14 protein-coding genes are annotated in these 13,131 nt (G+C 61.0%); 5 read left to right on the top strand and 9 right to left on the bottom strand.

The annotated features are described in order from the left end of the window. Positions 1-85: 85 nt before the first annotated feature. From AC3WKX_RS29870 to AC3WKX_RS29860, 3 genes are read right to left on the bottom strand one after another with little or no spacing between them, the layout of a single operon-like run. Positions 86-673, bottom strand: a complete 588-nt coding sequence (locus tag AC3WKX_RS29870; RefSeq protein ID WP_087693557.1) for an HAD family hydrolase — start codon at positions 671-673, stop codon at positions 86-88. Further along, positions 670-1,539 (bottom strand): acyl-CoA thioesterase II, encoded by an 870-nt coding sequence (gene tesB / locus AC3WKX_RS29865; protein WP_003215520.1) that lies wholly within the window; start codon positions 1,537-1,539, stop codon positions 670-672. Before tesB ends, AC3WKX_RS29870 begins: the two co-directional genes overlap by 4 nt. A 41-nt stretch (positions 1,540-1,580) precedes the next feature. After that, positions 1,581-2,150: a GNAT family N-acetyltransferase gene (locus AC3WKX_RS29860; protein WP_003215518.1), complete on the bottom strand. Its 570-nt coding sequence runs from the start codon at positions 2,148-2,150 to the stop codon at positions 1,581-1,583. A 76-nt stretch (positions 2,151-2,226) separates the two neighbouring features. Between AC3WKX_RS29860 and AC3WKX_RS29855 the strand changes: the two genes are divergently transcribed. After that, complete coding sequence (locus AC3WKX_RS29855) at positions 2,227-3,147, top strand: histone deacetylase family protein (RefSeq protein ID WP_008436610.1); 921 nt, start codon at positions 2,227-2,229, stop codon at positions 3,145-3,147. A gap of 172 nt (positions 3,148-3,319) precedes the next feature. Further along, complete coding sequence (locus tag AC3WKX_RS29850; RefSeq protein WP_102605474.1) at positions 3,320-4,564, top strand: TIGR03862 family flavoprotein; 1,245 nt, start codon at positions 3,320-3,322, stop codon at positions 4,562-4,564. 43 nt (positions 4,565-4,607) lie between these two features. On the opposite strand, the gene AC3WKX_RS29845 is transcribed toward AC3WKX_RS29850, so the two are convergent. The 3 genes from AC3WKX_RS29845 to yedA form a co-directional block, all read right to left on the bottom strand. Beyond that, positions 4,608-5,135, bottom strand: coding sequence for a hypothetical protein (locus AC3WKX_RS29845; RefSeq protein WP_256344190.1), 528 nt, complete (start codon positions 5,133-5,135; stop codon positions 4,608-4,610). Between the two features lie 195 nt (positions 5,136-5,330). Next, entirely contained in the window at positions 5,331-6,668 is a 1,338-nt protein-coding gene (gene rhlE1, locus AC3WKX_RS29840; protein WP_003215511.1) for an RNA helicase RhlE1, read from the bottom strand. Positions 6,669-6,716: 48 nt separating this feature from the next. Beyond that, entirely contained in the window at positions 6,717-7,613 is an 897-nt protein-coding gene (gene yedA, locus AC3WKX_RS29835; RefSeq protein WP_102605472.1) for a drug/metabolite exporter YedA, read from the bottom strand. 160 nt (positions 7,614-7,773) lie between these two features. Here yedA and AC3WKX_RS29830 point away from each other — a divergent pair, with 160 nt between their 5' ends. Next, on the top strand, positions 7,774-8,235 hold the full coding sequence (locus tag AC3WKX_RS29830) for an Lrp/AsnC family transcriptional regulator (protein ID WP_003215506.1): 462 nt from the start codon (positions 7,774-7,776) through the stop codon (positions 8,233-8,235). 409 nt (positions 8,236-8,644) lie between these two features. Here AC3WKX_RS29830 and AC3WKX_RS29825 read toward each other — a convergent pair whose 3' ends face one another. From AC3WKX_RS29825 to AC3WKX_RS29815, 3 genes are all read right to left on the bottom strand, one after another. Continuing rightward, the gene (locus AC3WKX_RS29825) at positions 8,645-9,256 is read right to left on the bottom strand and encodes a 3'-5' exonuclease (RefSeq protein WP_008436599.1); all 612 of its coding nucleotides are present in this window, start codon (positions 9,254-9,256) and stop codon (positions 8,645-8,647) included. A gap of 24 nt (positions 9,257-9,280) precedes the next feature. Further along, positions 9,281-9,757, bottom strand: a complete 477-nt coding sequence (locus AC3WKX_RS29820; RefSeq protein ID WP_003215502.1) for an NYN domain-containing protein — start codon at positions 9,755-9,757, stop codon at positions 9,281-9,283. A 129-nt stretch (positions 9,758-9,886) separates the two neighbouring features. Further along, positions 9,887-10,657 carry a DUF2076 domain-containing protein gene (locus AC3WKX_RS29815; RefSeq protein ID WP_008436594.1) on the bottom strand — a complete coding sequence of 257 codons (771 nt, stop codon included), beginning with the start codon at positions 10,655-10,657 and terminating at the stop codon, positions 9,887-9,889. 179 nt (positions 10,658-10,836) lie between these two features. Between AC3WKX_RS29815 and AC3WKX_RS29810 the strand changes: the two genes are divergently transcribed. Both AC3WKX_RS29810 and AC3WKX_RS29805 read left to right on the top strand, forming a co-directional pair. After that, on the top strand, positions 10,837-11,496 hold the full coding sequence (locus AC3WKX_RS29810; protein WP_003215498.1) for a YciC family protein: 660 nt from the start codon (positions 10,837-10,839) through the stop codon (positions 11,494-11,496). A gap of 40 nt (positions 11,497-11,536) precedes the next feature. After that, positions 11,537-12,625 (top strand): endonuclease/exonuclease/phosphatase family protein, encoded by a 1,089-nt coding sequence (locus tag AC3WKX_RS29805; RefSeq protein WP_102605471.1) that lies wholly within the window; start codon positions 11,537-11,539, stop codon positions 12,623-12,625. Positions 12,626-13,131: the final 506 nt, after the last annotated feature.

The following is a 13,131-nucleotide window of genomic DNA, read 5'->3' as shown; positions in this document are numbered from 1 at the left end:
GCGGTGGATCAGTCAGCCTATGTATTGACTGACACACCGCATTCGCGAGCAAGCCCGCTCCCACATTGGATTTTCATCGACCGGACTAAATCATCCGGCGCAATACCGCGCAATCTTCAGCATGCCAATCCGCCAGCTCCGGCCACGGGTTTTCCGGCAGATTGACCAGCACAGTCTTCGTCCCCGCCGCCCGCCCGCAATCCAGATCAAACCGGTAATCACCGACCATCACCATCTCTTGCGGCGCCACTTCCCACGCTCGCGCCAGCTTCAACAAACCACCCGGGTCAGGCTTGGGCGGCGCATCATCACGCCCCAACACATCCTCGGCTGCAAAGCAGTCCTCCAGGCCGATCGCCTGCAATGTCACATGGGCCAGCTCCCGCGCATTGCGCGTCAGGATGCCCAGGCGATAACCCCGCCCGGCCAATTCCCGCACCAACTCCACGGCACCGGTAGCGGCTACCGAACCCAGCGCCAACTCACGCTCATGCGCAAGCAACCACGCATGCTTGGCCGCTGCTTCATCGGCGGGCAACGCTGCCAGGTGCGTAAGAATGTCGTCAGTCGCCGGAATATCCAGGGCCACGCGGATCGCCGCAAAATCATGCACGGCCACCGTCAGGGTGCCATCCATGTCGAACACCCAGTGCTTCACATCACTGAGGCTCATGCCCAGTCCTTGCGATGACGAATCAAGCCTTCCTGGGTGACCGATGCCACCAGTTGCCCGGCGCGGTTGTACACGCTGCCCCGGGAGAACCCACGGGAATTGCCGGCCCATGGGCTGTCCATGGCGTAGAGCAACCAGTCATCGGCACGCAGGTCGGCGTGGAACCACAGCGCGTGGTCGAGGCTGGCGACTTGCATGTCTTTCTGCCACACGGTCTTGCCGTGGGGCAGCAGCGAGGTGGTCAGCAGGCCGAAATCCGAAGCGTAGGCCAGCAGGTATTTGTGCAGCGCCGGCGAGTCGGCCAGGGCGCCGTCCGCACGAAACCACACGTATTTGACCGGGTCGGACGGCTGCGGGTTGTACGGGTCTTTCTCGGTCACCGGCCTTACTTCGATCGGCTTGGGGCACAGCAGCTTTTCGCGCATGTGCTCGGGAATCAGGTGCGCACGCTGCTGGGTCAGTTCCAGCTCCGACGGCAGGTTCTCCGGGCCGACCACTACGGGCATGGTGGTCTGGTGCTCGAAGCCTTCTTCGTCGTACTGGAACGAAGCGCTGCAGGTGAAGATCGGGTTGCCCTTCTGGATCGCCGTCACCCGCCGCGTGCTGAAACTGCCGCCATCGCGCACCCGGTCAACCGAATACACCACCGGCAACGCCGCATCGCCGGGGCGCAGGAAGTAACCGTGCAACGAATGCACATGCCGCGCCTCTTCAACGGTCTGGCTGGCCGCCGACAGCGACTGGCCGAGCACCTGGCCGCCGAACAGCTGGCGAAAGCCCAGGTCCTGGCTGCGGCCGCGAAAGAGGTTTTCCTCGATCGGTTCCAGGGTCAGCAGGTCCACCAGATCTTCCAACACTTGGCTCATAGAGCATCTCCTACAACAATCTATTGGGCATTCCGGGCTGCTTATCCGTGCAGCGTGTCCAACCATTGGGCGCGGGTGATGCGATACAACACATGATGCCGCAAGGGGTCATCGGCTGCGACCTTGGGGTGTTCAAAATCTGCCAGGGGATCGTAATGCATACCGATGGCCTGCATGACTTTTTGTGATGGCAGATTGGCTTCAGTGGTAAACGAAACGATTTCGTCCAGCTTCAGCCGGTCGAAACCACAGCGCAGGGCAGTCCAGGCGGCTTCGCTGGCGTAACCCAGGCCCCAATGTTCCCTGGCCAGGCGCCAGCCGATCTCCACCGCCGGAGTGAACGGGGCCTCGAAGCTCACATTCAGCAAGCCGGTGAGGCCGATGAACTCGCCGCTGTCCTTGCGCTGCAACGCCCACAGGCCAAAACCGTACTCGGCAAAATGGCCGCGAATACGCCCGATCAGCGCGGCACTTTCCAGGCGGCTCAAGGTGGCCGGGAAATACCGCATCACCTGCGGGTCGGCGCACATGCGCGCAAACTCCGGCAAGTCGGCATCGCTCCATTGGCGCAGCACCAGGCGTGCGCTTTCCAATTGCAGTATCGGCTCCATTGGTCCCCCTCCCTTGCCATGTGCGTGAGTGTAACGCGCTGTTAAGATCCGTCGCTGGTTCCCGTCAGAAATCGCCATGCCCTTGCCATTGATCTACCACGACGACTACAGCCCCGAGTTCCCGGCAGACCACCGCTTCCCCATGGATAAATTCCGCCTGTTGCGTGACCATCTGGTGGAGAGCGGCCTGACACGGGACAGCCAACTGCTGCGCCCGGAACTCTGCCCCGCCGAGATTCTGGCCCTGGCCCATGAACCTGGGTATATCGAACGCTACATGAGCGGCGAGTTGTCGCGCGAAGACCAACGGCGCCTTGGCCTGCCTTGGAGCGAAGCCCTGGCCCGACGCACCGTGCGCGCGGTGGGCGGTTCGTTGCTGGCCGCCGAGCAGGCCCTGGAACACGGCCTGGCCTGCCACCTGGCCGGCGGCACCCACCACGCCCACTACGATTACCCGGCGGGTTTCTGCATCTTCAATGACCTGGCCGTGATCAGCCATTACCTGCTGGCCAGCGGGCGGGTCAACCGGGTGCTGATCTTCGACTGCGACGTGCACCAGGGCGACGGCACCGCACGCATCCTCCACGACACCCCGGATGCAATCACCGTGTCCCTGCACTGCGAAAAGAACTTCCCCGCGCGCAAGGCGCAAAGCGACTGGGACATCCCGCTGCCGATGGGCATGGGCGACGCGGACTACCTCAAGGTGGTCGACGATGCCCTCAACTACCTGCTGCCGCTGTATCAGCCCGACCTGGTGCTGTATGACGCCGGCGTGGATGTACACAAGGACGACGCCCTCGGCTACCTCAAGCTGACAGACCAAGGCGTCGCCGCCCGCGATGAAAGCGTGATGCGCCACTGCCTGGGCCGCGATATTCCGGTGGTCGGGGTGATCGGCGGCGGCTACAGCAAAGACCGTCCTGCCCTGGCCCGTCGCCACGGGATCCTGCACCACAGCGCGCAGCGCGTCTGGACGTCATCAGGCTGTCATTGAGTTATGCGCGTTACCCACAATCGCTGTGGAACTGCCTGTGGATAACCTGAGTGAAAGCCCCTGCAGGCCATAAGCCGCCTGGCCTGCAGAAGGCTGTATGTTTTTTGATCAGGCAGCATGAGCATCCTCGGGTAGAATGCTCGGCCTACTTTGCCGAACCGCAGTTATCCCCATGCCCCAGACTCAAACCCCATCTCAACACGTCATCATCATCGGCGGCGGCCCGGCGGGGCTGATGGCTGCCGAAGTGTTGAGCCAGGCCGGGATCCGGGTCGACCTGTACGACGGTATGCCCTCGGTAGGCCGCAAGTTCCTGCTGGCGGGCGTGGGCGGCATGAACATCACCCATTCCGAACCGTACCCGGCGTTTCTGGCGCGCTATGCCGAACGGGCGCCGTGCATGGCGCCGTTGCTGCGTCAGTTCGGTGCCGAAGCGTTGTGCGAATGGATACACGGGCTGGGGATTGAAACCTTTGTCGGCAGCTCCGGCCGGGTGTTTCCTACTGACATGAAAGCCGCCCCGCTGCTGCGGGCCTGGCTCAAGCGCCTGCGCGACCAGGGCGTAGTTATCCACACCCGCCATCGCTGGCTGGGCTGGAATGCCGACGGCAGCCTGCTTATCCACAGCCCCGAGGGCGACAAAAGCGTACGCGGTGATGCGGTGTTGCTGGCCTTGGGCGGCGGCAGTTGGTCGCGCTTGGGCTCGGATGGGGCGTGGCTGAAGTTGCTGGAAGACAAAGGCGTGCCTTACGCGGCGTTGCAACCGAGCAACTGTGGCTTCGAGGTGTCGGCCTGGAGCGAGTTGATGGTCAGTAAATTCGCCGGGGCACCGCTGAAAAACGTCGCCATTGGCCTGGCAGACGACAAGCCACGGCTGGGGGAATGTGTGGTCACCGCCACGGGCATCGAAGGCAGCCTGATCTATGCGTTGTCGGCACCGATTCGTGAGGCGATCAACCGGGATGGATCGGCCACAGTGCACATTGACCTGTTGCCGAGTAAGCCACTGGACAAGGTGATCGCAGCGCTGAGCAAGCCGCGCGGCTCGCGCTCGATGAGCAAGCATTTGCACAGTCAGTTGGGACTGGATGGGGTGAAGGCGGCGCTTTTGCGCGAGCTGGCACCGGCGGAGCACTTCAATGATCCGGCGCAGCTGGCGGTGGATATCAAGGCGCTGCCGCTGACGCTGGTGAAAACCCGGCCAATGGATGAAGCCATCAGTACCGCAGGCGGCGTGCCGTTTGAGGCGCTGGATGAACGCTTGATGATCAAGCAATTGCCGGGCGTTTTTTGCGCAGGCGAGATGCTGGACTGGGAAGCGCCGACGGGCGGGTATTTGCTGACGGGGTGTTTTGCCAGCGGGCAGGCGGCAGGGCGCGGTGTTCTTGAGTGGTTGAGGCCGGCCACCCCGGCATGACCCACTCACCCCATCACCGCCCGGCAGCAAAGTTACCTCTGACTCAACTGGCCGTTAGATCGGGATAGGCACGTTTAAAAGCTGTTACTTGCTTCTGCAGGAAAGCATCCTCTTCAGGCAGTAAAATTTTCAGATTTTCTATATAACCTGAATACGCACTGAAGAGTCTGGAAGGATCGCCGTGTTTCAAATCGCTCCATTCCTGCTTGAAGGCGTAGCTGAGTTTCTGGCCCTCTTCCTGACTGGTATAAAGCATATCCTGTAGATACTTATCCAATGGCGCCCTTATCTCAGGACTGATCGAATAATTAGCCTCATACAACGACATCAACTCTCTGAACGAATGGATTGCCTGCCCATACTCGCCGCGCGCCGCATGGTCTTCAACCCGGGACCTTAATTCGGCCACACGCAACTCTACCTGCTTGAAAGCTTTCTCGTCAGCAGCCTTGCCTTTCTTGATTTCGCCGTCTACAACAACGCCGCCGATAATGCCCGCCGCCGCCAGGACCGGCAAAACAAAAGGTACTAAAAACACAGCCATATCTACATCTCCATCTAAGTTCGTCATTCAGAAATCAGTTTCTGACTCAACCTCAGTGGAAATGAAGCATTTTAAGTTCCAGCACTTAAACACGGCGACAATTACAAAAAATATCCAAATCACAAGCAATAACTCATCAAGGATGACGAGGCACAACTTGACGCGAGCGGAATTGCTCCGCTCACGGTAGTCACTATGCGTTTACATGATAACCAACAAGCCCTACTTCTTTTTCCGCGGCCCGGTGTTAAACACGGGCACCTTACGCACTGGCTTGATCGAAGGCTCGACCGGCGTCGCCTCCCCGCTGTCCACCCACTTGCCCAGGTTGCGCTTGCCACCACCGCCGCCCGAAGCCTTGGGTTTCTTCGGCTTTTTCGGCTTCTTCACCACCTGACCAGTGGCATCGGTATCCGGCACACGGTGCTCCGGTTCGAAGTCCTGCTCCATCTTCCGGGTCAACGTCTGACGGGTCAGCATCTCGATGGCCGACAGCATGTTCACTTCATCGGCGCACACCAGGGAAATCGCCTCACCGGTGTTGCCCGCACGACCGGTACGGCCGATGCGGTGGATGTAGTCCTCGGCCACGATCGGCAGGTCAAAGTTGACCACCAGCGGCAAGTCTTCGATATCCAGGCCACGGGCCGCCACGTCGGTGGCCACCAGGATCTGCACGTCGCTGCTCTTGAAGCGATCCAGCGCACGCTGGCGCGTGGCTTGTGGCTTGTCGCCGTGAATCCCGTCGGCATTGATGCCCAGGCCCTGGAGTTTTTCCACCAGCGCGTCCACACCGTTACGGGTCTTGGCGAACACCAGCACCTGCTTCCAGCGGCCCTTGCGCATCAGGTGCACAAACAGCTCGGCCTTGCGCTTCTTGTCCACCGGCACCACCCATTGCTTGACGGTGTTGGCGGCGACGTTGCGCGGGCTGACTTCGACGGTCAGCGGGTCGTTGAGCATCTGCCCGGCCAACTGGCGGATCTCGTCGGAGAAGGTTGCGGAGAACAGCAAGGTCTGGCGTTTTTTCGGCAGCATGCGGTAGATGTTCGCCAGTTCTTCGGAGAAGCCCAGGTCGAGCATGCGGTCGGCTTCATCCAGCACCAGGGTTTGCAGCTGGTTGAGCTTCAGCGCGTTCTGGCGGAACAGGTCGATCAGGCGGCCAGGGGTGGCGACCAGCACATCAACGCCTTTGCGCAGCTTCATCATCTGCGGGTTGATGCTCACGCCGCCGTACACGGCGTAAGTGGTCAGCGGCACGTTTTGGGCGTACTCGGCGACGCTCGCATGAACCTGCTCGGCCAGTTCGCGGGTCGGGCACAGGATCAGCGCGCGCACCGAGTTGGCGCTGACTTTCGGCCCTTCCATGGTCAGCAGTTGCAGCAGCGGCACGGCGAAACCGGCGGTCTTGCCGGTGCCGGTCTGGGCCGCAGCCATCAGGTCACGGCCTGCCAGCACCGCCGGAATGGCTTGCGCCTGCACCGGCGTCGGGGTCTGGTAGCCAAGCGTCTCAAGGGCGCGCAGCAAGGGTTCGATCAGGCCAAGTGTGGCGAAAGTCATGGAAATACCGTAGGAAAAAGTCAGCGCAAGGTCGCAATGCGCGGCAGTTTACCTTATTTCCGGTTTTGGCTTTCGCCACTGTGGCAGGCTGATCAGCAGCACCGCGCTGATAATCACCAACATCGCCAGGGCTTCCTCCGTGCCGATGGTCTCACCGACAAACACAATCCCGAGCAACACCGCCACCGCCGGGTTGACGTAGGCATAGCTGGTGGCCGCCGCCGGGCGTACGTGCTTGAGCAGGTACATATAGGCATTGAAGGCGATGATCGAGCCGAACACGGTCAAGTACGCCAGGGCCAGCCAGCCTTCCAGCGGCGGCATGGCTTGCAGGTGTTCGCCGCTGACGGCACTGAGCAACAGCAGCACGAAACCGGCGATCAGCATCTCCGCCGCACTGGCCATCGCGCCTTGAGGCAGCGGCAAATGCTTGCTCCACACCGAACCAAAGGCCCAGGCCGCCGCCGCAAAGATCAGCAAGGCCGCACCGGTGGGGCTCGATTGCAGGTTGGAGCCCATATTGAGCATGGCGATACCGATAATCCCCAGCACCACCCCGGCCCATTCCAGACGGGTATTGCGCGTGCCCCAGAAATAACCACAGAGCAAGGTGAACAACGGCACCGTCGCCACCGCCAACGCGGCAACCCCGGACGCCACGCCCGTATGTTCGGCCACACTGACCGCACCGTTGCCGAAGGTCAGCAGCAAAATGCCGATCTTCGCGGCAGCCTTCCACTGCACCCACGTCGGCGCCGGCGCCCCGCGCCAGCGCAGGAAGGCATACATCAGCGCACCCGCTGTCATAAAGCGAATCCCCGCCAGCAACAGCGGCGGCCAGTACTCCACACCAATGCGAATCACCAGGTAGGTAGACCCCCAGATCACGTACAACGCAAAAAAGGCGGCGATCAACGGTAAGGGAAAGCGACGTGGGCCAGGCATTGGGCAGCTCTGTGGCAGGACAAGGGAGCGTTATTTTAGAAATCCCCGGCCGTAAACATAAGTTACAAAACCTGTTTAAAGCGCCAGTACACTTTTCAAAACATGGTTATCAAGGCTATAAACCGTGCTTTCGAAAGCTATGCATTCCCGGAGCCTTATCATGGACAAATACGACCGTATGCTTCTCAGCGCCCTGCTGGAAGACGGCCGCGCGTCCTACGCGCAACTGGCGCGCACCGTGAACCTGTCCGCACCCGCCGTGGCTGAGCGAGTGGCGAAACTGGAAGCCAGTGGTGTGATTACCGGGTATCAGGCCAAGGTCGACCTGTCGAAGGTGGGGTTGCCGATCCAGTGCGTGATTGAGTTGCGGTTGACCAATCATGGGAGCCAGAAGGTTTACGACGCGCTGTCGGAAATTCCCGAGTTGACTGAATGCCATCGGGTGACGGGCGATCCGTGCGTGATCATGCAGGCGGCGGTGGGCTCGATGCCGGAGCTGGAGAACCTGATCAATCGGGTGGCGAAATTCGGGTTCAGCAAGACCTCGATCATCTTGTCGAGCGCGATAGAGCGGCGGGTGCCGTTGGGGCAGTTGGAGGGGAATGGGAAGAGTGGCAACTGAACACGCCGCTCTGCAGCTCGTTCCCACGCTCTGCGTGGGAACGCATCCGGTGACGCTCTGCGTCACGACTTCAAGAGCGGACGCAGAGCGTCCAGGGCGGCATTCCCACGCGGAGCGTGGGAACGTTCGCCATAGTTGACCGAGTTGCCTGAAACACCCTCGCTCAACTGTGGGAGCTGGCTTGCCTGCGATGACGTCAGTAGCTTCACTGATTCGAAGGTGGTGGTGGATCGGTCGCTGGACTGCTTACAGCCTCAATAACACCGCAAAACTAATGGGGGAGCGGGCTTGCTCGCGAATGCGGTGTGTCAGTCAGCGCATGTGTTTGCTGATACTCCGTATTCGCGAGCAAGCCCGCTCCCACATTTGGATCTTCGTCGTGTTGAAGATGGAGTTCTGCTCAAGCGACTTAGAACCCGCGATGCTTCTTCAGATGATCATTGATCTTCGCCGCCGGAACCTTCTGCAAGCTGCACAGCAATTCGTGTGACAACTCCCGCAACCCGTGGGTGCGACGCAGTTCCTCGGCCAGATGCGCGGTAAGGTTCGCCGCCATCTCCGCGTCCGCCATCGCCCGGTGAGCCTTGCCGGTGTGGGGCAGTTGGGCAAACGAGGTCAGGGTACCCAGCTTGTGGTTCGGCGCCGCCGGCATCAAGCGTCGCGCCAGCAATAGCGAACAGGCAAACTTCTGCAAACGCGTACGCCGGATCAACCCCAGCTCGAAATCCCAGAACTTCTGGTCAAACGCGGCGTTGTGGGCCAGCAGCGGCGTGGTGCCGACAAACTCGTTCACCTCGTTCATCACCCGCTCCGCCGACGGTGCGGTGCGCAGCATGGCGTTGCTGATGCCGGTCAGTTGCTCGATAAACCCCGGCACACGCACACCAGCGTTCATCAGGCTCTGGTAGCGCTCCACGATCTGGCCCTGCTCCAGGATGACCACGGCGATTTCCGTGGCCCGGCAGCTGCTGCTCGGCTGGATGCCGGTGGTTTCAAAGTCGATGACCGCTATACGTTCCAAACCTGTTCCAACTCCGTCAAAAATCTATTTAAGCAGCAACGCGCCTTCAATCGGCACGTAGCGGCTGGCGGCGCGTATCAATGAGTTGGCCGTCAGCCCCGGCACGCCGTAGGCCACGGCTTCGACGCCGTGCTTGCTGATGATGCGGTCCAGCAGCATGTCGAAATCACCGTCGCCGGAGGCCAGCACCACTTCGTCGACATGGGCGGCGGCGTCCATGATGTCGATGGTGATGCCCACGTCCCAGTCGCCCTTGGCCGAGCCGTCGCTGCGCTGGATGTAAGGCTTGAGCTTCACGGTAAAACCCAGGTTGCGCAGGATCTGCTGGAACTGCTGTTGCTTGCTGTCGCCACGGTCGATGGCATAGGCATACGCCTCGACAATCTGCCCGCGCTGGCTGATATCAGCCCACAGGGCGGCGTAGTTGAAGTGACAGCCGTACGCCTGGCGCACGGTGTAGTAGAGGTTTTGTACATCGGCGAACACGGCTATCTTTTTCACCGCAAATCCTCATGACACGCGCATGGACCCCGGACTCAAAGGCCCGGAAAGGTTGCCAGTATGCCAGCCACAAGGGAGTTTCCGAGAAAAATCAGCCCGGGGCGACGAAGCGCCCCGGTTGAGTGTGGGTCAGACGAAGGAATCGTCGTCGCCAAAGGAGGAGGAGTCGTCGGAATAGTCGTTGTCGGCGAAGCTGTCGGAGGCGTTGTCGCTGCCCCAGCTGTCGTTGCCGGCATATTTCTGGTCGTCGTTGCCCCAGTTGCCGTTGTCGCTGGCCGGGGCCGGCTCTTCGCGGATGATCTCTTCAACCACTTGCGGTTGTTGCGAGTTGTGGCTGAACAGGCTGCTGATGCCTTCTGCCAGCATCACACCACCGGCCACGCCAGCTGCGGTTTTCAGGGCGCCGCCGAGGAAACCGCTGCCAATCGGCGCTGCGGGTGCCTGTTGTGGCTGCTGATAGTTCTGCTGGGGAGCACCGTAGTTCTGCTGCGGCGCAGGTTGCCCGCCAAACGACGGACGCGCTGGTTCACGCCAGCCACCGCCCGACGACGCAGGTGCGCTCTGGGTCGGCTGCGGGTCACGGGAACCGCCGCCGAAAATGCTCGACAGGAAACCGCCACTGCTCGGTGCAGGCTGCGCCGCCTGGGACCTGGCCTGTTGCAGTTGGTCCTGCAACTCCTGGATCTGCTGGGCCTGCTGCTTGTTCTGCGCATCGAGGCTCTTGATCGCGTGCTCTTGCACCAGAATCGACTGGGTCATGTAGTACGCAGCGGCCGGTTGGCGAGTGACGTGTTCCTTGATCCGCGCTTCAGCCTGGGCGTCGCGGGGGGCTGAGTCCGTTTCGGCTTGCTGCAACCGTGAAAACAGTCCGTCGATCAGGGTTTGTTCTTCGCTGTTCATGGCGACCTCGTTAGATTGCCGGTAGAAATCTTCGCCTTGCGCACGATGTGCAAGGTACAACCCAGTTATGGGGCTGTTGCTGATTGTTTCAATGGTCTTTACGCAAGGTTTACGTTTGCTTGCATCTGCTCATGATCGGTTAAAGTAACGCCCTTGCTTTTCGGCCTGTGAAGACCCTGATGAATCCGTTAGACGTATTGCGCGACTCCTTCTTCTTTTTCAAGCGCAACCTGGGCGCCATCGTGCAGTTGTGCCTGCCACTGGTGATCCTCGAAGCCCTGCTGCAACAGGTGCTCGACCACACGCTCGGCCCAGATGCGTTTCCCGGTTACAGCGTGGTGATCGGGCTGCTGGTGTACCCGCTGTACACCGGCGCACTGATCCTGTTCCTCGACGCCCGCACCCGGGGAGAATCGCCGCGCACCCTGGATGTGCTGGCCATGGCCCTGACCCTGTGGCCGCGCTTTGCCCTGCTGACGGCAATCAGCACGCTGCTGATCCTGCTGGGCCTGTCGCTGTATTTCCTGCCCGGCCTGTGGCTGATGGTGGTGCTGGCTTTCGCCGAATACCTGCTGGTGCTGCGGGGCATGTCGGCGCTGTCGGCCATGAAGGAAAGCCTGCGCCTGACCCGTGGGCATTTCTGGCGGATCCTGGTGTGCCTGCTGTGCGTGATGACCCCGCTGTGGTTGCTCAAGGGCGCCAGCGTGGCCGTCTATCCGGACCCGAACCCGCTGCTGGGCCTGCTGATCGACAGCGCACAAAGCTTCCTGCAACTGTTCACCAGCGTGGTGTTGTTCCGCCTGTTCATGTTGATTGGTGGCGACGCCGACGCGCGGTGATATGCTCCGGGCCTGTCCTGCAACGCCATAAGCCGAGCCGATGACCCGACTACTGCGCATTACCTTGGTGGGCCTGCTGATCCTCGCGGCCCTGCTGACCGGCTTGATCTACAGCCTGACCTGGCGCCCTGCCGACAAGGAAACCCTGCCCATCCGCTGCGTCGCGCCCCGTGCGCCGACCCTGCTGCCTGGGCAGGCGCTAAAGGTCATGACCTGGAACGTGCAGTACCTGGCGGGCAAGAACTACGTGTTCTGGTACGACACCCCGGACGGCAGCGGCCCGGACGACCGCCCGACCGTTGAAGACATGGCTTCAAGCCTCGACGAAGTGGCGCGGGTGATCCGCGACGAGCAGCCCGACATCCTGCTGTTGCAGGAAGTCGACGAAGGCGCCAAGCCTTCCAGCTACCAGGACCAACTGGCCTTGCTCCAGGAACGCCTGGCCGACCTCTACCCGTGCAGCGCCCAGGCCTTCGACTGGAAAGCCGACTTCGTGCCCGACCTGCATATCTTCGGCAGCGTCGGCCGCAAGCTGGTGACCATGAGCCGCTACCAGATCGAACACGCCGAGCGCCTGCAATTGCCGGTGGCACGCGCCAACCTGATCAGCCGTCAGTTCCAGCCCAAGCCCGCGTTATTGCTGACCTACCTGCCGTTGAGCGATGGCGGCCAGTTGGCCGTGCTCAATACTCGCCTGGACGGCGCGGCCCCCGGGCACAACGCCGTGCTGGAACAGGTGCAGGCGACCGTCAAGCTGGTGGATAAATTCGAGAGCCGCGGCACGCCATGGCTGATGGGTGGGGATTTCAACCTGTTGCCGCTCGGGCAATTCCTGCGCCTGGACCCCGGCAAGCGCGGGCAATACTCGCCGGACAGTGAGCTGCACCTGCTGTGGGAAAAGTACCCGATGATCCCGAGCAACAGCCAATCCAGCGGGATTGACCGGGACAAGTGGCTGACGTATTTCCCGAATGACCCAACCGTAGAGGGGCCTGATCGTACGCTGGATTACCTGTTCCACAGCTCGCGCATCAAGAAGGTTGAGAGCAAGGTGCGCCAGAGCGATACGGTGCGTATCTCCAATCATTTGCCGGTGATTGCGCGGTTCCTGTTGCCCGCCGCGCAGTAAGCCACGCGGCGAAACAGTGTGGGAGCCGGGCTTGCCCGCGATGCAGGCACCTCGGTCTATCCGACAGACCGAGGTGATGCCATCGCAGGCAAGCCAGCTCCCACATTAGATCTGCGATGTACTTACTTTCTCGGCTTGATCCGGGCAGTCGGTTCAGCAATCAACGGATCATCCGGCCAGTAATGGCCCGCATCGCAATTCAGTTCTATACATTGACACCGTATAATCCATGAAAACCGTGGCTTGCCCATACGACCCATTGACACTGGTTGACTGTCAACCTTTTGGTGAGTGATTGACGCACTACCCCTTCCAGTGGAGACACATTGACAGCCAAAAACCTCCTGCCAGCCCAGCCTCTCGCCAAGGATTGACACCACTACGATCAGCACATCGCAGGCATTCACCAAGACGCCTCGCTAACCCCAGTGGAGAAGCTTGCCAAGTAGGTTGGTGACTGAGGCACTAATGATGTGGCAGGAAATGTGAATGGCGCCCTCGCCACT

Source organism: Pseudomonas sp. GP01-A4, assembly GCF_058780865.1.
This window is presented reverse-complemented; position numbering and strand designations above follow the sequence as displayed.